Annotated in this window: 14 protein-coding genes and 2 pseudogenes; 6 read left to right on the top strand and 10 right to left on the bottom strand. The window is 61.4% G+C overall.

Translation table 11 applies throughout. The features are described 5' to 3' along the window. Positions 1–3: 3 nt before the first annotated feature. A complete protein-coding gene (gene arcD, locus AC193Q_RS13505) occupies positions 4–1,431 on the bottom strand; it encodes an arginine-ornithine antiporter (protein ID WP_041068609.1) in 1,428 nt (475 codons plus the stop codon). Between the two features lie 425 nt (positions 1,432–1,856). Between arcD (AC193Q_RS13505) and arcD (AC193Q_RS13500) the strand changes: the two genes are divergently transcribed. After that, positions 1,857–3,284 (top strand): arginine-ornithine antiporter, encoded by a 1,428-nt coding sequence (gene arcD, locus AC193Q_RS13500; RefSeq protein WP_121186840.1) that lies wholly within the window; start codon positions 1,857–1,859, stop codon positions 3,282–3,284. A 157-nt stretch (positions 3,285–3,441) separates the two neighbouring features. Here arcD (AC193Q_RS13500) and AC193Q_RS13495 read toward each other — a convergent pair whose 3' ends face one another. From AC193Q_RS13495 to gap, 9 genes and pseudogenes are all read right to left on the bottom strand, one after another. Beyond that, a complete protein-coding gene (locus AC193Q_RS13495; RefSeq protein WP_121186838.1) occupies positions 3,442–4,788 on the bottom strand; it encodes a CoA transferase in 1,347 nt (448 codons plus the stop codon). A gap of 188 nt (positions 4,789–4,976) precedes the next feature. Continuing rightward, positions 4,977–5,504 (bottom strand): annotated as a pseudogene (locus AC193Q_RS13490) (methyl-accepting chemotaxis protein); the annotation flags it as partial. Between the two features lie 378 nt (positions 5,505–5,882). Then, positions 5,883–6,842 (bottom strand): annotated as a pseudogene (locus tag AC193Q_RS13485) (methyl-accepting chemotaxis protein); the annotation flags it as partial. Positions 6,843–7,505: 663 nt separating this feature from the next. Beyond that, positions 7,506–7,901, bottom strand: a complete 396-nt coding sequence (locus AC193Q_RS13480) for a YbaN family protein (protein ID WP_121186834.1) — start codon at positions 7,899–7,901, stop codon at positions 7,506–7,508. 169 nt (positions 7,902–8,070) lie between these two features. Continuing rightward, positions 8,071–8,667, bottom strand: coding sequence for a biliverdin-producing heme oxygenase (locus AC193Q_RS13475; RefSeq protein WP_047296003.1), 597 nt, complete (start codon positions 8,665–8,667; stop codon positions 8,071–8,073). 111 nt (positions 8,668–8,778) lie between these two features. Continuing rightward, positions 8,779–11,364 carry a TonB-dependent receptor gene (locus AC193Q_RS13470; protein WP_121186832.1) on the bottom strand — a complete coding sequence of 862 codons (2,586 nt, stop codon included), beginning with the start codon at positions 11,362–11,364 and terminating at the stop codon, positions 8,779–8,781. Between the two features lie 122 nt (positions 11,365–11,486). Next, positions 11,487–12,452: a FecR family protein gene (locus tag AC193Q_RS13465; protein WP_095668489.1), complete on the bottom strand. Its 966-nt coding sequence runs from the start codon at positions 12,450–12,452 to the stop codon at positions 11,487–11,489. 124 nt (positions 12,453–12,576) lie between these two features. Next, the gene (locus tag AC193Q_RS13460; RefSeq protein ID WP_041068631.1) at positions 12,577–13,095 is read right to left on the bottom strand and encodes an RNA polymerase sigma factor; all 519 of its coding nucleotides are present in this window, start codon (positions 13,093–13,095) and stop codon (positions 12,577–12,579) included. A gap of 200 nt (positions 13,096–13,295) precedes the next feature. Next, on the bottom strand, positions 13,296–14,297 hold the full coding sequence (gene gap / locus AC193Q_RS13455) for a type I glyceraldehyde-3-phosphate dehydrogenase (RefSeq protein WP_095137054.1): 1,002 nt from the start codon (positions 14,295–14,297) through the stop codon (positions 13,296–13,298). Positions 14,298–14,517: 220 nt separating this feature from the next. Here gap and edd point away from each other — a divergent pair, with 220 nt between their 5' ends. The 5 genes from edd (at position 14,518) to AC193Q_RS13430 (ending at position 21,152) form a co-directional block, all read left to right on the top strand. Next, on the top strand, positions 14,518–16,344 hold the full coding sequence (edd, locus tag AC193Q_RS13450; RefSeq protein ID WP_047295993.1) for a phosphogluconate dehydratase: 1,827 nt from the start codon (positions 14,518–14,520) through the stop codon (positions 16,342–16,344). Continuing rightward, complete coding sequence (locus AC193Q_RS13445; protein ID WP_047295991.1) at positions 16,341–17,300, top strand: glucokinase; 960 nt, start codon at positions 16,341–16,343, stop codon at positions 17,298–17,300. The genes edd and AC193Q_RS13445 overlap by 4 nt, the downstream gene beginning before the upstream one ends. Before the next feature lie 214 nt (positions 17,301–17,514). Further along, entirely contained in the window at positions 17,515–18,246 is a 732-nt protein-coding gene (locus AC193Q_RS13440) for a response regulator (RefSeq protein ID WP_003227460.1), read from the top strand. After that, positions 18,236–19,705, top strand: a complete 1,470-nt coding sequence (locus tag AC193Q_RS13435; protein ID WP_047295988.1) for an ATP-binding protein — start codon at positions 18,236–18,238, stop codon at positions 19,703–19,705. Before AC193Q_RS13440 ends, AC193Q_RS13435 begins: the two co-directional genes overlap by 11 nt. Positions 19,706–19,892: 187 nt before the next feature. Next, complete coding sequence (locus tag AC193Q_RS13430) at positions 19,893–21,152, top strand: D-mannose isomerase (RefSeq protein WP_095668493.1); 1,260 nt, start codon at positions 19,893–19,895, stop codon at positions 21,150–21,152. The last annotated feature ends 34 nt before the right edge of the window (positions 21,153–21,186 follow it).

Here is a 21,186-nt window from a genome sequence, read left to right as displayed (position 1 = left end):
CAATTACAGGGTCAGGAAGCCGTCGTAGAGACCGTAGGCTGCCACCAGGGCACCGACGACTACCGCGGCGAAAATCAGCTTCTCGACGTTGGTGAAAACCGCTTGTTTGAGTTCGAGCTTGGCCTTGGCGAACAGGATCGCGCCGGGTGCGTAGAGCAGGGCCGAGAGCAGCAGATACTTCACCCCACCGGCATACAGCAGCCAGACCGCGTAGATCAGGGCGATACCACCGATGATCAGGTCCTTGCGCCGCTCGGCTGCGAAGCCTTCGTAGGTTTCGCCGCGTACCGCGAGCAGCAGGGCGTAGGCCGCCGACCACAGGTACGGCACCAGAATCATCGAAGTGGCGAGGTAGATCAGCGACAGGTAAGTACTGGCCGAAAACAGGGTGATGATCAGGAACAACTGAACCATCGCGTTGGTCAGCCACAACGCATTGACCGGTACGTGGTTGGCGTTCTCCTTGCGCAGGAACTCCGGCATGGTGTGGTCTTTGGCGGCGGCGAACATGATCTCCGCACACAGCAGCACCCACGACAGCAGCGCGCCCAGCAGCGAGATGATCAGACCGACGCTGATCAGCACCGCGCCCCAGTGACCGACCACGTGCTCGAGCACGGCAGCCATCGACGGGTTCTGCAGTTTGGCCAGTTCCGGTTGGGTCATGATGCCCAGCGACAGCACGTTGACCAGCACCAGGAACAGCAGCACGGTGATGAAACCGATCACGGTGGCCTTGCCGACGTCGGAGCGTTTTTCCGCCCGGGCCGAGAAGATGCTCGCGCCTTCAATGCCGATGAACACCCACACGGTGACCAGCATCATGTTGCGCACCTGGTTCATCACGCTGCCCAGATCCGGGTTTTTCACGCCCCAGATGTCAGCGGTGAAGATGTCCAGTTTGAAGGCGAAGACCGCGATCAGGACGAACAGCAGCAGCGGCACGACCTTGGCGACGGTGGTCACGAGGTTGATGAACGCCGCTTCCTTGATTCCGCGCAGCACCAGGAAATGCACGGCCCACAGCAGCACCGAGGCGCCGATCACGGCGGCCACCGTGTTGCCTTCGCCGAAAACCGGAAAGAAATACCCGAGGGTACTGAACAACAGAACAAAGTAACCGACGTTACCCAGCCAGGCGCTGATCCAGTAGCCCCAGGCGGACGAGAAACCCATGTAATCGCCGAATCCGGCCTTGGCGTAGGCGTAGACGCCGCCGTCCAGGTCAGGCTTGCGATTGGCGAGGGTTTGAAAGACAAAAGCGAGGGTGAGCATGCCGACAGCGGTGATGGCCCAACCGATCAGCACTGCACCGACGTCGGCGCTGGCGGCCATGTTTTGTGGCAAAGAGAATATCCCGCCACCGATCATTGAACCGACTACCAATGCAACCAGTGCACCGAGTCGTAGTTTTCCGGGAGCTTCAGACATTGCATGACTCCATTGCAGGAGAGAAGAGTTCACAGCGTAGTGCCGTTGTCTGTTCAAACAGCTGACTTAGATCAGTTCATGGCCACATTCCATTGTTAATGAATGACTTATGAAAAGGCTGATGGCATAAAGCTGCTGCCCGAAGAGGCCCATTCCAGAGGCTTGCGGCAGATGTGGTTGGGAATTTCTCCTATTACTTTGGAATTATCACGCTAGTTGGTTTTCAGCTTTTGGCAAATTTTTCACATCTGTTTTCAGTACAGAATTGATTTATCAGGATCAGCGCACAAAACTGTCTCAACGTGCTATGCGTTAGCGTCAGTCGCTATATATAAGTGGGTATTGCTCGGCATTACCTGATAAGCATCATTCGGTATCAGACATTTAGTTAATAGTTGTTACAAAATGAATTAAGGGAGACAAGAATGTCGCAACCGACGCAAAAGCTGCGCCTTGGTGCGTTGATCGCCCTGGTTGTAGGTTCGATGATTGGCGGGGGAATTTTTTCCCTGCCGCAGAACATGGCCGCGCGCGCCGATGCCGGGGCGATCCTGATTGGCTGGGGAATCACCGCCATCGGCATGCTGACCCTGGCGTTCGTGTTCCAGACCCTCGCCAACCGCAAGCCTGAGCTGGACTCCGGCGTCTACGCCTACGCCAAGGCCGGGTTTGGCGACTACATGGGTTTCTCGTCCGCCTGGGGTTACTGGATCAGCGCCTGGCTGGGCAACGTCGGTTATTTCGTGTTGCTGTTCAGCACGCTCGGTTATTTCTTCCCGGTGTTTGGCCAGGGCAACACGCCGGTCGCCATCGGCTGTGCGTCGGTGCTGTTGTGGGCCGTGCATTTTCTGGTGATGCGCGGGATCAAAGAGGCGGCCTTCATCAATCAGGTGACCACGGTCGCCAAGATCGTGCCGCTGATCATGTTCATCGTGATTGCGGCGGTGGCGTTCAAGGCCGATATCTTTACCCGCGACATCTGGGGCCGCAGCAACCCGAGCTTCGGCGGGGTGATGGATCAGGTGCGCAACATGATGCTGGTGACGGTGTTCGTGTTCATCGGCATCGAGGGCGCCAGCGTGTACTCGGCACGGGCGGAGAAACGCACCGATGTCGGCCGCGCCACGGTGATCGGTTTTCTCGGCGTGCTGGCGCTGCTGGTGCTGGTCAATGTGCTGTCGCTGGGGATCATGAGCCAGCCAGAACTGGCGACCCTGCAAAACCCGTCGCTGGCGGCGGTGCTGGAACACATCGTCGGGCCATGGGGCGCGTTGTTGATCAGCCTTGGTCTGGCGGTGTCGCTGCTCGGCGCGTTGCTGTCATGGGCGCTGTTGTGCGCCGAAATCCTGTTTGCCACGGCGCGGGACAAGACCATGCCGGCGTTCCTGAAAAAGGAAAACGCCAACCACGTGCCGGTCAATGCGCTCTGGCTGACCAACGTGATGATTCAGATTTTCCTGCTGATTACGCTGTTTTCCGCCGGCACCTACACCAGCCTGATCTACCTCGCCTCATCGATGATCCTGGTGCCGTACCTGTGGTCGGCGGCGTACGCGGTGTTGCTCAGCGGGCGTGGCGAAACCTACGAACATGCCTCGGCCGAGCGCACCAAGGACCTGCTGATCGGCGGCATCGCCCTGTGCTACGCGGTATGGCTGTTGTATGCCGGCGGAGTGAAATACCTGCTGCTGTCGGCGTTGCTGTATGCGCCGGGGGTGGTGCTGTTTGCCAAAGCCAAGCGTGAGCAGGGCGAGCCGTTGTTCACTCATGTCGAGAAGGTGATTTTCACCGGCGTGATCATCGGCGCGGGGCTGGCGGCGTATGGGTTGTACAGCGGGGTGTTGTCGTTGTGAGGTTGACGCTCGCCTTTCGGTGACCCGGATTATGTGTTGTCAGTTGTTGCCACATCGCTGGCAAGCCAGCTCCCACAGTGTCCGTGTCGGGCACAGGGTTTGTGAACATCCCTGAACCTGTGGGAGCTGGCTTGCCAGCGAAGAGGCTTCCATGGTTTCACCACAGCGGGCGATGTGAACCCAATTCTGTGGCCGGCAACTGCCATTGCAGCGGCGTCCCGCTGATCTTCACCGGTACCAGCAAGCGATGCGCCGGCCCCCATGGAGTCTGCTCCAGCGACAGACTTTGATCCTGCGCATCTTCAGCCCGCAACGCTTCGCTCGACCCCGGCCCCTGTTCGATCAACAGCTTGGCGGTGCGCGCCAGCGACAAGCGTGCCGAGCCACCTCGACCCGTCTTCAAACGTTGCGTCAACAGCCGGAGCGCACTCGCCGCCATCAAATACCCGGTTGCATGGTCCAGCGCCTGCACCGGCAGCGGCGTCGGTTGATCCGCGTGCTTCCAGCGCTGCCCGGCCTCGGCGATGCCGCTGCTCATCTGCACCAGACTGTCGAAGCCACGGCGGTTCTGCCACGGGCCGCTCCAGCCGTAGGCGTTGAGGCAGACGTCGATCAGCCCCGGCGCCAGTTGCCGCCGACGCTCGCTGCCGAAGCCGAGGTGTTCCAGCGCGTCGGCACGGTAACCGTGCACGAGGATGTCGGCGTCCTGCAACAGGTGTTCAAACACCAAGCGATCTGCCGGTTGCTGCAGATCCAGCCGCGCGCAGCGTTTGCCAAGGGTCATGTCCGGGATAACGCCCGGTTCGTTCCAGGTCGGCGGATCGATGCGCAGCACATTGGCGCCGAGGCCGGCAAGGAAACGGCTGGCGGTGGGGCCGGCAAGCACGCGGGTCAGGTCCAGCACCTTGAGGCCGGCCAGCGGCTGCGCTGCCGAGCCTTGCCACGCGTTGCTGTGTTCATCCTGCGCATCGAAGAAATGCACCAGCGGTTCGGCATTCACTGCCAGCCCCTGCGGATGCTGCTGCCACTGCGCCCAACTGCGCATTTCGGCGGCGCAGCCGTTGGCGTCGACGACTGCTTGTTCCAGATCGGCACTGCGCCATTGCGCGACGTTCGCTGCCATGGCGGCACGGTCGGCGCAGGCACCCAGCACGCGTTCGGCGGCGGCGCGGTGATGCGGGGCGTTGGTGTGCAGGCGGATCCAGCCGTCCTCGGTTGCGTAGTCACCGGCCACCGGATCCCACAGCGGCGGAACGTTCCAGCCCATCGGACGCAGCGAAGTGGCGAACCAGAACGAGGCCAGACGTCGATCGACCTCCATCGCGGGCAAGTGCCCGGTCTGTTGCCGGAGCAGTTCGCTGACGGCCTGCCCGGCAGCGCCGATGCTGGCGCAGGCCAGGTCGGTCACGGCGAATGCCGAGGGCAGTGCGCCATGGCCCGTGAACGGAATCGGCGTGTGGGGCAAGCCGAGTGCGGCTTGAATGGACGTGAGTAGATCAGTCATCGAAGGCCCTCCGGGAGAGAGGGCGATGATAGTGCAAAAAAATCTCGGGCCAGATGAAATTCCGGACAACCCACGCTGCCCCCTGTGGGAGCTGGCTTGCCAGCGATGACGGTGGATCAGTCAGTACATGAGTGACTGACACACCGCAATCGCTGGCAAGCCAGCTCCCACAGGGACGGTGGTGATTATCAGACGCGGAACTGGTCCATCAGCTTCATCTGCTGGCTCGCCAGGGCATTCAACTGACTGCTGATCGCCGCCGACTCAGTCGCTTGCTCGGTCAGCGTTTCGGTCACGGTGCGAATCGCCGAGACGTTGCGGTTGACCTCTTCGGCCACGGCGCTCTGTTGTTCGGCGGCGCTGGCGATCTGCAGGTTCATGTCGCTGATTACGGTGACCGCGTCGCTGATCTTGCCCAGCGCGTCCACGGCCTGACGGATCTGCCCGGCGTTGTTGTGTGCCTGGGTCTGGCTCGAATGCATGGTCGCGACCACGCCACGGGTGCCGGTCTGGATGCGCTCGATGACGATGCGGATTTCTTCCACCGAATCCTGAGTGCGCTTGGCGAGGTTGCGTACCTCGTCGGCGACTACTGCGAAACCACGACCGCTTTCCCCGGCGCGGGCCGCTTCGATGGCGGCGTTGAGCGCCAGCAGGTTGGTCTGTTCAGCGATGCTGCGGATCACTTCCAGCACCGAACCGATCTGCTCGCTGTTGACCGCCAGTGCTTCGACTTCGGTCACCGCTTTGCTGACTTCGTCGGCCAGTTGATTGATGTCGCGGGTGCTGCGTTCGATGATCGACATGCCGTCGCGGGCCGACTGATCGGCGCCCTTGGCGGCGTTGGCTGCGTTCGACGCGCTGTTGGCGACGTCGTGGGCGGTGGCGCTCATTTCGTTGGACGCGGTGGCGACCTGATCGATTTCGCGGAACTGCACCTGCATGCCTTCGCTGGTCTGGCGGGCGATTTCCGAGGATTGATCAGCAGTGCCACGCGCTTCGGTGATGCTCTGTTTGATCTGGGCGATGGTCGGTTGCAGCTTGTCGAGGAAGCGGTTGAACCAGTTCACCAGTTCGCCCAGTTCATCTTTCTTGGTGTAGTTCAGGCGCTGGGTCAGATCGCCTTCACCGCTGGCGATGTTTTTCAGCATTTCAGCGACGCTGTTGATCGGTCGGGTCACGCCCGAGGCGGTGAGCCAGATCAGCAGCAAACCGACCAGACCTGCGACCACGGCCACCAGCAACGCGGTGATGACACCGGTTTTCTGAGCATCGTCGAGCACCGCTTGCAGCTTGACCGAGTCGGCCAGCAGCACCTGTTTCGGCAGGTCGATGACCACGCCCCAGGCCCGCGAATTGCCAATCGGATCGACCGGGTACACCGCCCGAATCAGCTCGCCTTGTTCAAGGATCTTCGGCGTGCCGCTGCTGACCAGTTGCAACAGATCCTTGCCGTCGGCGCCGAGGGTATCGCTGATTTTTTTGCCGACCTTGGTTGCGTCGGAACTGTCGGCACCGAGCACGCCGCTGCCGGAGACGATCAGCATGTGCCCGGCGTTGTTGAACAGGTTGCGCTGGGAATCCACCGCCGCCGCTTGCAGGGCATCAAGGGCGATGTCGACACCGACCACGCCGATGGCCTTGCCGTCGACAATCAGCGGCACGGAAATGGTGGTCATCAACATTTCCTTGCCGCCCACGGTGTCGGCGTACGGGTCGAGCAGGCAGGTGCGCTTGTTGTCGCGAGGGCAGGTGTACCAGCTGTTGTACGGCGTGCCGCTGACGCTGAGGGTGGTCTTGGTCATGTCTTCTTCGACCATGATCGTGTTCAGCGCGGACCCGGCAGCGCGGCTCCAGTAGGTCGCAAAGCGCCCGGCTTCGTTGGACTGGCGCGCGGCATCGTTGACGAACTCGCTGTCCTTGCCATCAAGGCCGTTGGGTTCGAAAGCGAGCCAGATGCCGAGCACCTTGTCGTTGCGCTCAAACGCGGTTTTCAGGCTCTGGTTCAACTCTTCACGCAGGGCACCGGCGTCCAGCGAACGCTTGGCGGCCATCACCCGCATGTCCTTAATCTGGTCGGCCAGGGCAGTGATCACCGTCAGGCTTTCGCCGAAGGTCTTCTGTACCCGCACCGCTTGCTCGGCTGCCTTGGCCTGCAACAGGTTCTGCACACTGGCCGTGAGCAACTGGTTGCTGGAGTTGCTGACCAGTTCGTCGTTCTGGTTGGTCTGGTAAATGTTCATGCCGACGATCAGCGCGACCACACCGAGCAGACACAGACCGGAGAGCAGGACGATTTTCAGGCGAATGGAAAGAGAGTCGAACATGGGGCGATCTCGTGAATGAATGAGCAGGTGGCCGCGGGGATGAACTACCCGGTTCGCCAAATCCATTCAGCGCCATGCATTGCTCATCGGCGCACAGCGACGGCGCATGAGACGCTCGCCGACGAACGGTCAGTGCTAAACGTTTGCGCAGGGGATTGTGCTGAAAAAGCGATTAATTACAGGGAAGTTTCAGCCGGGTGAACACTGAGGAGCTTTTGGTGATGAGGCTTTGTGGTGAGGGGATTCATCCCCGATGGACTGCGCAGCAGGCCCAAAACCTGACAACCATTTTTAACTGAAACTCTGCGGAGCCTGATTAGTGGCTGCTGCGCAGCCATCGGGGATGAATCCCCTCACCACAAAAGCTCATTTGCCAAAAATAGCGGACGGTCAGGCGGGAGGCGGGATCACTTCCGGGCGCGACCAGATCCACAGATTGCCCAGGCTCATTCCGGCAATCGCCAGATACACCGGCCAGCCGTGGTCGAGCATCACCAGCATCAATGTCGCGCACAGCAGCATGCTGACGGTGGCGCTGACCTTGGCCTTGCGCGCGATGATCTTGCCGTTGCGCCAGTTGCTCAGGATCGGCCCGAACAGCCGATGGTTTTCCAGCCAGGCGCTCAGGCGCGGCGAGCTGCGGGTCGCAGCCCAGGCGGCGAGCAGGATGAACTCGGTGGTCGGCAGGCCGGGCACGACGATGGCGATCAGGCCAATGCCGAGACTGACATAGGCCAGCAGGCCGAACAGCAGGCGGGCGAGTTTTGAGGTGGCGGGTTGCGGCATGGGCTCGGGGAGTACAGTGAGACGAAACGGGAATCTTACAGACTTGTCGAGACCCCTGTGGGAGCTGGCTTGCCAGCGATAGCGATGTATCAGTCGAAATAGATCTTGTCCGACCCGCCGCCATCGCTGGCAAGCCAGCTCCCACAGGGTTTTGTATTGTGCCGGTAAATCAGGCCGGTTCGGCTTCGGTGGCGTAAGCCTGTTCCAGCAGCACGGTGAAGCGGTTGAACGCGTCGATTGCGCCTTGCTCGACTTCGGCTTCCTCTTCGGCGGTGAACGGCAGGGAGTCGAGAATACGCACGAAGCTTTTCCAACCCTCGGCGCGGCCACCTTCCGGTTCACCCAGGTGGCGGGCGCCGAAGGTTTCGCTCAGCTCCAGCGCCACCGCGCGTTTGATCAGGAACGCAGCGCCCAGCTTCGAGCCTTCGGAGACGAAGATCCAGCCGAGGGCGCGGGCCTTGCTCGGGTTTTTCAGCGCACCGGCCACCGGTGCCGGGATGTCGGTATCGAGGTCCGCCAGGTCAGCCTTGGCCGCTTCGGCGCGGCAACGGGCCGGCAGGTCCGGGACGATGGCCGTCAGTTCGGCGTTGTTATAGAGGTCGACCAGTTCCGACTGAAACAGGTACTGCGCGACCACGAAACGCGCAAAGTTGGCGCGGGTTTCGAACGGCGCGTGGGCTTTGACCAGCGCGTCGAGCTTGCTGTGCGGCTCGTGGGTGATCTGGTTCAGGCGTTGTGAACGCAGGGCTTTTTCCGAAGTGGTCATGGGGTGTCCTTGATAAAAGAGGCGCTTGATAACGAGACGAACGGGCAGGTGCCAAACCGTAAAAAAAGCCCCGCGACGCGTCGGTCAACGCGCGCCGCAGGGCCGTGCGGATCAGATGTCCCAGACCAGATTGATCGCGAAGTTGCGGCCCGGCTGGGTCAGGCGATCGAGGTTGGCCGGTTGCGTCACCGAAGCTTCGCCGACGCTGTCGTAACCGCGCACGTCATCCCACAGCCAGTACTTCTTGTCGGTGAGGTTGTAGATGCCGCCGCTGACGGTGACGTCGTCAGTGACTTTGTAATAACCGGCCAGATCCAGAATGCCGAAGCCCGGGGTCTTGAACTGGCTGCTGACGCCATCCGGCGACTTGAAGTTGCTGTCGTCGACGCGGTCCTTTTTCTTCACCAAGGTCCAGCTCAGCAGGCCGCCGTAGTGGTCCTGGTCGTAACCCAGACCGAATACGCCGGTCAGCGGATTGACGCTGTTGAGCGGCTCGCCATTGTCGTTGTTGCGACCGTAGGCGTAAGCAATTGATCCCTGGGTGTAGAGGCCTTGCGGCGCGCCGAACGCATCGAGGTTCAGGCGACCTTTGACTTCGGCACCCTTGATGGTCGCGTGCTTGATGTTGCTCGACTGGAAGGTCAGCTCGTCGTAGCCAGGCGTGACGGCGTCTTCGTTGATGAAGTCGCGGTACTTGTTATAGAACACCGCCACGTCGAACGAGCCTTGCTCGAAGTTGCCGCGCAGACCGGTTTCATAGCTTTTGCTTTTTTCCGGTTCCAGGTTCGGGTTCGGCGCCACGTTGTAGCCGGTGGTGCTGTTTTCAAAGCGCCCGTACAGCGCTTTCGCAGTCGGCGTGCGGAAGCCTTCGGCGTACTGGCCGTACCAGGTGTAGTTGTCGGTCAGGGCGTAGGTCAGGCCGAATTTGGGCGAGACTTTGTGCCAGGTCTTGTTCTCGTCGCTGACGGTGCCGTTGCCGTCGGCGGCCACGGTGTTGAGGAATTCTTCAGTGATGTGCGGCTTGAGCTGGGTGTAGTCGTAGCGCAGGCCCGGCAGGAAGGTCCACTTGTTCCAGCTGATCTGATCCTGGGCAAACAGGCTGTAGGTGTTGATGGTCGGGTCCGGGAAGTCGCTGGATTTTTTCAGCACATCCGCCGCGCTGGTGGCGCCGATGGCGGTGCAACCACGGCCGACAGCCAGGCATTTGCCGTCGCCACTGCGCGAGCCGGTGACTTTCTGCTGTTTGATCGTGGTGCCGTAGGTCAGCACGTGATCGGTGTCACCGATGGCGAAGGCCTTGTCCAGTTGCGCATCGAATACCCACTGTTTTTCCTCGTAGACCGTGTCGCGGGTGCGCAGCACTTTACGGGTCATCGGGTAGTAGAACTCTTCAGTGCTCTGGTCGGTCTTGGCGATCTGGTGGTTCAGGCTCCACTTCACGTTATCGGCCAGCAGGCTGTCGAGGGCGAAGCTGTGTTCGAGGCCGAAACGCTCGCGGGTGATGGTGTCGTTGCCGGTACGCCACTGGTACATGCCGCCGGGCAGCACGCTGTTGGGGATGGTCGGGGCGCCGTTGAAGTACGGGCCGCCGTAAGCGCTTTTCTGATCGGTGTCGCGGTCGTCCTTGTACTTCTCGTAGGTCAGGCCCAGACGCGAATCGTCGTTGTAGTTCCAGCCGATTTTCGCCAGCACGTTGGTGGCTTTGACGTCTTCCGGGTTGGCGGCGGTGCGGGCGAGGCCAGTGCCGTTGTTGCTGCCGTAGGAGTCGGTTTCGTGACCGTCGCGCTGGCTGAAGTGCAGCAAGCCGTCGAACTGCTCGGCACGCCCGGCAACGGTGGCGGATTTCAGCCAGCTCTCATCGGCGGAGCTATAGCCGGTCTTCAACCGGGCACCGACATCGTTGCCGGGCTTGATGATGTCGTCCGGGTCGAGGGTGTAGTAGCTGACGGCGCCGCCGATGGCGTTGCTGCCGTAGAGCACCGACGCCGGGCCCCGGAGGATTTCCACGCGTTTGACGATCTCCGGATCGACGTAATTGCGCTGGGTCTTGGCGTACGGGCCGTTGAAGAAACCGTCCGGCACTTCGACACCGTCGACCTGAGTGAGGATGCGGTCGCCGTCGATGCCGCGAATGTTGTAGCCACTGATACCGCCGCGCTGACCGGCGCCGCCGACGGACACGCCCGGCTCGTAGCGCACCAGATCCTTGAGGGTGTTGACGTTGTTGCGGTCCAGATCCTGGCGGGTCTGCACGGTGACTGTGGCCGGCACGCTGTTGACCGACTGTTCCTGGCGGGTGGCGCTGATGGTCACCTGATCCAGATTCAAGGTGCCGCTGGTGCTGCGTTTTTCCAGCACCACGTTGTTGTTGCTCAGCTTGCGGAAGCTCAGGTTGGTCCCCACCAACAGGCGTTCCAGGGCTTTCTCCGGCGGCAGCGAACCGCGCACGCCCGGCGACGACACGCCCTGACCCAGTTCCGCCGGCAAGCCGACCTGCCAACCGGTGACGCTGGTAAAAGCATTGAGCGCCGACACCAGCGGTTGCTGGCCGATCGAGAACGAGTAATCACCCATGTTGCGTGCCGGTTGCTCGGTGGCAGCCATCAGCGGTGCGGTGCCGGCCATGAGGATGGCAGCCGTCAGCAGCGACAATACGCGGGAAGGGGAAGCAGTCTGGCGGGTAAGGCGAGAGGACATCGATAGCGCTCCGTGTCGCACGAATCTTTATAGGTGCTGATCCGCCTCCGAAGATGCGAATCAATTGCATTGGCTATAACGAGACGAACGGGGTTTCGCTATCGAGTAAAAATAATTCTCATTTAGTTCAGGATCACCAGCGCCGGGAATTCCTGCAGGCGCGCCGAGGTGATGTGGGCGAGGGAACGCACGACGTCCAGCGGTTGGTCGAGACGGTAATTGCCGGTGACGTTGACGTCGGCCAACTGCTCGTTGGTGTTGATGATCCAGCCCGGGTAGTAGCGGCGCAGTTCGGCCAGCACCTTGTCGAGCGGACAGTTTTCAAAGATCAACCGGCCCTGGACCCAGGCCAGGTCGGTGGCGGCATCGAGTTTGGCCGGACGATCGAAACCGTTGGGGCCGATACGGATGCTTTCGCCGGCGCTCAAACGCACGCGCGCGTCATTGTGGGTGGCACGCAGATCGACATCGCCGCGTTGCACATTGACCTGCGCCACGCCGTCCAGATAGCGCACGGCGAACGCGGTGTCGCGCACGCTGGCCTGCACCGGGCCGGCATCGATTTCCAGTGGCTGAGCCCGGTTGGCCGCTACCTCGAAAAACGCTTCGCCCTGATACAGTCGTGCCACACGCTGGCGCTCATTGATGGTGCTGGAGAATGCCGAGTTGGTGTTGAGCAGCACCCTGGAACCGTCCTCCAGTTGCAGGCGCTGACGCTCGCCGACCACGGTCAGATGATCGGCCTGCAGGCGCATCGGCAGATTGCTGAAACTGAACAGGCCGAGGATCAGCACCGCAGCAGTCGCCAACGGTTTCCAGTGCGGGCGCAGACGTTTGATGAGCGTCACTTTCGCGGGTTTCGCAGCGAGACTCTGCGCGCATTGCACCACTTGCGGCCCGTCCCAGATCGCCTGGGCCCTGGCGAACGTCTCGGCATTCAACGGATCGGCAGCCAGCCACGCGTGAAATTGCCGGGTCTGCTCTTCGTCCGCACTGCCGAGCACAATGAGCCAGTCCAGAGCCTGGTCCATTGCACGGGCGGCGTCCTGCGCCGTGTCGGGCGAAGGCGGGCGGTGGGTGTCCGTCACGGTGTTTCCTCGGCAGTGTCTGTGCACGGCTGTTGTTTTAGTGAAGCGTAAAAGTCGGGCAAGGGTAGCAAAGCCCGCTGATCAGTGCAGTCGATGCTGATGCTGACAGAAATCGCCTGCGACCTCAGGCGCCATTCAAGCGCTCGGCGACACCGATGCAGATCGACATGATCAGCTTGAGTTCCTTCTGCACGGTGCTGAGCGACACGTTCAACTCGTCGGCGATTTCCTGATAGCTGTGCCCGTGCAGGCGGCTGAGGATGAAAATCTGCTGCTGACGCGGGCTGAGTTGACTGAGGCTCACGTTCAGACGCTCCAGCAGTTGTTCGGCATGGGCGGCGTCTTCGGCGCTGCTGGCAGGGGCGGCGACGCTGTGCACCACGTCCTGCGGCACGTCATCGACCATGGTTCGCGAATGGATCTTGCGCGCACGCAGGTGATCCAGCGCCAGATTGCGCGCGGTCTGGAACACGAAGGGTTCAAGGTGATCGATGGCGCGCTCGCTCAACGCCCGCGTGACGCGCAGGTAGGTTTCCTGCAACAGGTCTTCGGCGGTGCTGTGATTGTTGACCATCCGCTCGATCGTACGCAGCAGGGATGTGCGCTGAGAGAGGAAGACGTGATTGAAGCGCGATTGACTCACGGGGGAACCTGATCCATTTCGAGCGAATGATAATGCTTATCATCTAGTCGAGTGGTCAAGTGTTGTTTTGAACGAAGCAAATGTAGGAGCTGCCGAAGGCTGCGATCTTTTGATCTTGATTTTGATTTTTAAAAACAGAATCAAAAGATCGTCCGAACGCGGCCCGAGCCTTCGGCAGCTCCTACAGGGGGCGGGACAACTTATTCGGCGTTGCAGAGCGCCAGGCAGTTATCCAGCATGCGGTTGGAGAAGCCCCATTCGTTGTCGTACCAGGCCAGCACCTTCAGCAGTTTGCCGCTGGCTTTGGTGTGGTTGGCGTCGAAGATCGACGACAGCGGGTTGTGGTTGAAGTCGCTGGAAACCAGCGGCAACGTGTTGTAACCCAAAATTTTCGAGTGCTGGCTGGCCGCTTTCATCAGCGCGTTGACCTCGTCGGCCGTGGCTTCCTTCTTCAACTGCACGGTCAGGTCCACCAGCGACACATTGATCACCGGCACGCGCACGGCCATGCCGGTCAGTTTGCCCGCCAGTTCCGGCAATACCAGGCCTACCGCTTCGGCGGCGCCGGTCTTGCTCGGGATCATGTTCTGCGTGGCCGAACGCGCGCGGTACGGGTCGGTGTGATAGACGTCGGTGAGGTTCTGGTCGTTGGTGTAGGCGTGAATCGTGGTCATCAGACCGCTTTCAATGCCCAGTTCGCGGTGCAGCACCTGCGCCACGGGCGCCAGGCAGTTGGTGGTGCACGAAGCGTTGGAGATGATCTGGTGCGACTGGCGCAGAATGTCGTGGTTCACGCCGTAAACGACGGTAGCGTCGGCGCCTTTGGCCGGGGCCGAGATGATGACTTTGCGCGCGCCGGCAGTAAGATGCGCGGCCGCTTTGGCGCGGTCGGTGAACAGACCGGTGCATTCGAACACCACATCGATCTTTTCCGCGGCCCAAGGCAACTCGGCCGGGTTGCGGATGGCGCTGACCGCAATGCGGTCGCCGTTGACCGTCAGGCTCTCATTGTCATGGGCCACTTCGGCGTCGAATGTGCCGTGAACGGTGTCGTATTTGAGCAGATGGGCATTGATGGCGCTGTCGCCCAGATCGTTGATGGCGACGATCTGCAAATCCTGTCGATAGCCTTGGGTATACAGTGCGCGCAGGACATTACGGCCGATGCGGCCAAAACCATTGATTGCGATTCGAAGAGTCATTGAACAGCGCCGCCGTCGTTTTGTTGTTGGAATTACAAGATTATTCGCATAAAAATAGAAAACAAGCCTTTTTAGTGGCAATATTTTGTTTTATCTACAACGAGTGACCTGAATCAACTGGTCCGAATGGTCAAAAAAGCCGTCTGTCATTCCAACAACAACGGCGTTTGATCAGCATAGACAATCAGGTCGCCACATCCGTTAGCCTGGAGTTCTACACATGCATCCCCGCGTTCTTGAGGTCACCGAACGGCTTATCGCCCGCAGCCGCGCCACGCGTCAGGCTTACCTTGCACTGATTCGCGGCGCCGCCACTGACGGGCCGATGCGCGGCAAGCTGCAATGCGCCAACTTCGCCCACGGCGTGGCCGGATGTGGCAGCGAAGACAAGCACAGCCTGCGGATGATGAACTCGGCGAACATCGCCATTGTTTCTTCGTATAACGACATGCTCTCGGCGCACCAGCCGTACGAGGTCTTTCCCCAGCAGATCAAAACCGCCTTGCGCGAAATCGGCTCGGTCGGTCAGTTCGCCGGTGGTACGCCGGCGATGTGCGATGGCGTGACCCAGGGCGAGCCGGGCATGGAGCTGAGCCTGCCAAGCCGTGAAGTGATCGCCATGTCGACGGCGGTGGCGTTGTCGCACAACATGTTCGACGGCGCGCTGATGCTCGGCATCTGCGACAAGATCGTCCCGGGCCTGATGATGGGCTCGCTGCGCTTCGGCCATCTGCCGACGATCTTCGTCCCGGGCGGGCCGATGGTCTCGGGGATTTCCAACAAGGAAAAAGCCGACGTGCGGCAGAAGTACGCCGAAGGCAAGGCGACCCGCGAAGAGCTGCTGGAATCGGAAATGAAGTCCTACCACAGCCCGGGCACCTGCACCTTCTACGGCACCGCCAATACCAACCAGTTGCTGATGGAAGTCATGGGCCTGCACTTGCCGGGCGCCTCTTTCGTCAATCCGAACACCCCGCTGCGTGATGCCCTGACCCGCGAAGCCGCGCATCAGGTCACGCGTCTGACCAAGCAAAACGGCAACTTCATGCCGATCGGCGAAATCGTCGACGAGAAGGCGCTGGTCAACTCGATCGTCGCGCTGCACGCCACCGGCGGCTCGACCAACCACACCCTGCACATGCCGGCCATCGCGATGGCTGCGGGCATCCAACTGACCTGGCAGGACATGGCCGACCTCTCCGAAGTCGTGCCGACCCTGAGCCACGTCTACCCGAACGGCAAAGCCGACATCAACCACTTCCAGGCCGCTGGCGGTATGTCGTTCCTGATCCGCGAACTGCTCGAAGCCGGCCTGCTCCACGAAGACGTCAACACCGTGCTCGGCCACGGCTTGAGCCAGTACACCAAAGAGCCATTCCTCGATAACGGTGAGTTGGTGTGGCGCGAAGGCCCGACCGAAAGCCTCGACGAAAACATCCTGCGTCCGGTCGCCCGTGCATTTTCCGCCGAGGGCGGTCTGCGGGTGATGGAAGGCAACCTCGGTCGCGGCGTGATGAAAGTCTCCGCCGTGGCGCTGGAAAACCAGATCGTCGAAGCGCCAGCCATGGTGTTCCAGGATCAGCAGGACCTGGCCGACGCGTTCAAGGCCGGTTTGCTGGAGAAGGATTTTGTTGCGGTGATGCGCTTCCAGGGCCCGCGCTCCAACGGCATGCCCGAGCTGCACAAGATGACGCCGTTCCTCGGCGTGCTGCAGGATCGCGGCTTCAAAGTCGCGCTGGTGACCGATGGGCGCATGTCCGGCGCGTCGGGGAAAATCCCGGCGGCGATTCACGTCAGCCCTGAAGCGTATGTCGGTGGTGCTTTGGCGCGGGTGCAAGAGGGCGATATCATCCGCGTCGATGGCGTCAAAGGCACTTTGGAACTCAAGGTCGACGCCGCCGAATTTGCAGCGCGTGAACCCGCCAAAGGCCTGTTGGGCAACAACATCGGCAGCGGTCGCGAACTGTTTGGCTTCATGCGTTTGGCCTTCAGCTCGGCGGAGCAGGGCGCCAGCGCCTTCACTTCTGCCCTGGAGACGCTTAATTGAAACTGGCTTTGGTCGGTGATATCGGAGGCACCAACGCGCGGTTCGCGTTGTGGAAAAACCAGCAACTGGAATCGGTTCAGGTGCTGGCCACAGCCGACCACGCCAGCCCGGAAGAGGCGATCAGCCTGTACCTGAGTGGCCTCGGTCTGGCGCCGGGTTCGATCGGTTCGGTGTGCCTGTCGGTGGCGGGGCCGGTGAGTGGGGATGAATTCAAATTCACCAACAACCACTGGCGCTTGAGTCGCACGGCGTTCTGCAAGACCTTGCAGGTCGAACAACTGCTGTTGATCAACGATTTCTCGGCGATGGCGCTGGGCATGACCCGTTTGCAGCCCGGGGAATTTCGTGTGGTCTGCGAAGGCACGCCGGAGCCGTTGCGCCCGGCGGTGGTAATCGGTCCGGGCACGGGGCTGGGCGTCGGCACCTTGCTCGATCTGGGCGAAGGCCGGTTTGCCGCGCTGCCGGGCGAGGGCGGGCACGTCGATCTGCCGCTGAGCAGTCCGCGTGAAACCCAGCTCTGGCAGCACATCCACGACGAAATCGGACACGTCAGCGCAGAAACGGCGCTGAGCGGCGGTGGCCTGCCGCGCGTCTACCGGGCGATCTGCGCAGTGGACGGACATGAACCGAAGCTTGAGACGCCGGAAGCGATCACGGCAGCCGGTCTGGCTGGCGATCCGATCGCCCTGGAAGTGTTGGAACAGTTCTGCTGCTGGCTCGGCCGCGTGGCCGGCAACAACGTGCTGACCACCGGGGCTCGTGGCGGGGTCTTCATCGTGGGTGGGGTGATACCGCGCTTTGCCGATTTCTTCGTCAACAGTGGTTTTGCCCGCAGCTTCGCCGACAAGGGCTGCATGAGCGATTACTTCAAGGGCATTCCGGTGTGGCTGGTGACGGCGCCGTATTCCGGGCTGGTGGGTGCCGGTGTGGCACTGGAGCAAGCAATCCCGGCCTGAAATGCAATCAAACTGTAGGAGTGAGCCTTTGTGGCGAGGGGATTCATCCCCGATGGCCTGCGAAGCAGGCCCGGTTTTTCCAGGGTCGCTGCGCAACCCATCGGGGATAAATCCCCTCACCACAGGTTTGTTCCCACAGGTGTTTTGTGGTGTTTGTAAAATCAGTGCTTAAGGCATAATCCGCCCCAATTCCAACAACAAGGATGCCTTCGAAGTGAGCTCAGTCAACAAGTCGATATTGTTGGTCGATGACGACCAGGAAATACGCGAGTTGCTGGAAACCTACCTGACCCGCGCCGGGTTTCAGGTGCGGGCCACCGCCGATGGCGCCAGTTTCCGCCAGGCCCTCAACGAGGCGCCGAGCGATCTGGTGATCCTCGATGTGATGCTGCCCGACGAGGACGGTTTCAGCCTCTGCCGCTGGGTGCGCCAGCATCCGCGTCAGGCGCAGGTGCCGATCATCATGCTCACCGCCAGTTCCGACGAAGCCGACCGCGTGATCGGTCTGGAGCTCGGCGCTGACGACTACCTCGGCAAACCCTTCAGCCCCCGCGAGCTGCAAGCCCGAATCAAGGCGCTGCTGCGACGGGCGCAATTCGGTCAGGAACGCAGTGGCAGCGACGTGCTGGCCTTCGATGAGTGGCGGCTGGACATGGTCAGTCATCGACTGTTCCACACCGACGGCGAAGAAGTGATTCTCTCCGGTGCCGACTTCGCATTGCTGAAGCTGTTTCTCGATCATCCGCAGGAAATCCTCGACCGCGACACCATCGGCAACGCCACCCGTGGCCGTGACCTGATGCCGCTCGACCGGATTGTCGACATGGCCGTCAGCCGCTTGCGCCAGCGCCTGCGTGACACGGAAAAACCGCCACGGCTGATCCGCACCGTGCGCGGCAGTGGCTACCAACTGGCAGCCAATGTGGTTGCCGGCAATGGTCACTGAGTCGCTGCGCAGGCTCGCCAACACAGTACCGGTGCCGCGTTCGCTGCTCGGGCGCATGCTCCTGCTGACTCTGTTGGCGGTGCTGTTCGCACAGACCTTGTCGAGCGTGATCTGGGTTTCGCAATTGCGCGCCACCCAGCTTGAAGGCCTGGTTACCAGTGCCCGCAGCCTCGCCCATTCGATGACCGCCAGCGTCAGTTATTTCCGCTCGTTGCCGGTGGCGTATCGACCGCTGGTGCTCGACCAGTTGCGCAGCATGGGCGGCACCCGTTTCGTGGTGACGCTCAATGACAAACCGCTGGGCATGGACGTGCTGCCGATCACCCCGCGCAAGGCTGCGGTGATTCAAGCGGTGGATGAAGTGCTGCGTCAGTCGCTGGGCCATGACACGGATATTTCGGTGACTTTCGTCAGCCCCGAGGATCTGCGGATCTTCAATGCCGGGCTGAAACTCGATGAGCTACCGCGCTCGTGGGCGCATTACGCGTTGACCCTGGAACCGGTGAATCCACCCGTGCTGGTCACGCAGATTCAAATGGCCCCGGGCGAGTGGCTGTACATCGCCTCGTTGCTGCCCGAGCCCTACACCAGTCTTGAAGAGCAAGGCCTGCCGGCGCAGCAGGTGTGGTTCATCGTCCTCACCAGCGGCTTTTTGCTGCTGTTCATCGGCTTGCTGGTGCACTGGCAGAGCCGGCCGCTCAAGCGTCTGGCGCGGGCGGCGCGGGATCTGTCGCTGGGCGCCGATGTCGAGCCGGTGGCCGAGGGCGGCGGTAGTGAAGTGGTGGAAGTGGGCCGTGCGTTCAACACCATGCGCGAACGCATCAGCCGCTACCTGACCGAGCGCAGCCAATTGTTCAGCGCGATTTCCCATGACCTGCGCACGCCGATCACTCGCCTGCGTTTGCGCGTCGAGCTGCTCGAAGACGAGCAGTTGCAAGCCAAGTTCGGTCGCGATCTGGATGAGCTGGAGTTGCTGGTCAAGGGCGCGCTGCAATGCGTGAAAGACACTGACATCCACGAGAACATCGAGCCGGTGGATCTCAACCATGTACTCGACTGCCTCGTAGAACCGTACCTGGCGCCCAACGGCAATGGCCGCGTGACCCTGCAAGGCAAGGCGCTGGCGGCGTATCCGGGCAAGCCTTTGGCGTTGAAGCGCTGCATCGGCAACCTCATCGACAATGCCCTGAAGTACGGGCAGAACGCGCACCTGCACATCGATGACGATGAGCGCGCGTTTGTCCTGCACGTAGACGACGAAGGCCCGGGCGTGCCGGAGCAGCGGTTGGAGCAGGTGTTCGAGCCGCACTTTCGCTTGGCCGGGCAGCAGCAAGGCTATGGTCTCGGTTTGGGCATTGCGCGCAACATCGCCCACAGCCACGGCGGTGAGGTGACGCTGCAGAATTTGCGTGAGGGCGGGTTGCGGGTGACGTTGCAGTTGCCGCGTTCAGTAGACTGACGATCAAAAGATCGCAGCCTTCGGCAGCTCCTACACCGTACTCTGTAGGAGCTGCCGAAGGCTGCGATCTTTTGACTTTGCTTTTCTAATGTCACGGCTTGGTGACAAACCCCGTCCCCTTCGTTACAAGCCCACCCCGGCCCGTTGTTTAGACTTCCCGCAGTCATAACAACAAAAAAGGCCACTCATGGATCTTTTCCACCCAGGCTTCAGCAGTTGGCTGAACGCCCCTGCCCACCAGCAATGGCTCGCCGACGAAGGTCTGCGCCTGCTGGCATTCGCCAAGGCTGCCAGGTTGCCCGAAGGCTTCGGCACCCTCGATGAGCGCGGCCACTTGCCCGCCAACGCGCAGGCCGAAACCATGAACACCGCGCGCATGACCCACAGCTTCGCCATGGCCCACATTCAGGGCCTGCCGGGGTTTGCCGAACTGGTTGATCACGGCATTGCGGCCCTGCGCGGGCCGTTGCGGGATGCGCTGCACGGCGGCTGGTTTGCGGTCGCCGAACATCGCGATGGCAACACCGGCAAGAACGCCTATCTGCATGCCTTTGTTGCGCTCGCGGCCAGCTCGGCGGTGGTCGCGCAGCGTCCCGGCGCCCAGGCGCTGCTGGATGATGCGATCGACATCATCGACACGTATTTCTGGAGCGAAGAAGAGGGCGCCATGCGCGAATTCTTCAATCGCGACTGGCGCGAAGAAGAGGCCTATCGCGGCGCCAACAGCAACATGCACGCCACCGAAGCGTTCCTTGCGCTGGCCGATGTCACTGAAGATCCGCGCTGGCTGGTGCGCGCGCAACGCATCGTCGAGCGGGTGATTCATGGTCATGCAGCAGCTAACGGCTACATGGTCATCGAACACTTCGACCGCGACTGGCAACCGCTGCGCGAGTACAACCACGACAATCCGGCTGACGGCTTCCGCCCTTACGGCACCACCCCGGGCCACGGTTTCGAGTGGGCGCGACTGTTGCTGCACCTCGAGGCGGCGCGGGTCCAGGCCGGGATGCTCACGCCGGGCTGGCTGGCGACCGATGCGCAAAAACTCTTCGAGCAGAACTGCCGACACGGCTGGGACGTCGATGGCGCGCCGGGCATCGTCTACACCCTCGACTGGGACAACAAAGCCGTGGTGCGACATCGTCTGCACTGGACCCATGCCGAAGCCAGCGCGGCGGCCAGCGCCTTGCTCAAACGCACCGGTGATGCGCAATACGAAACCTGGTACCGGTTGTTCTGGGAATTTTGTGAAGGCCATTTCATCGATCGCTGTGACGGCAGCTGGCACCACGAACTCGATCCGCAAAACCGCCCGAGCGCCGATATCTGGCCGGGCAAACCCGATCTCTACCACGCGTGGCAAGCGGTACTGATCCCTCGTCTACCCTTGTCACCGAGTATGGCAACCGCTCTGGCGCAAATATCCCGGGCTGTTCCTGTGTAACCATGTGGTGACATTTGCGCGTCCCTTCGTTACC

The organism is Pseudomonas sp. F2, assembly GCF_057174385.1.
This window is presented reverse-complemented; position numbering and strand designations above follow the sequence as displayed.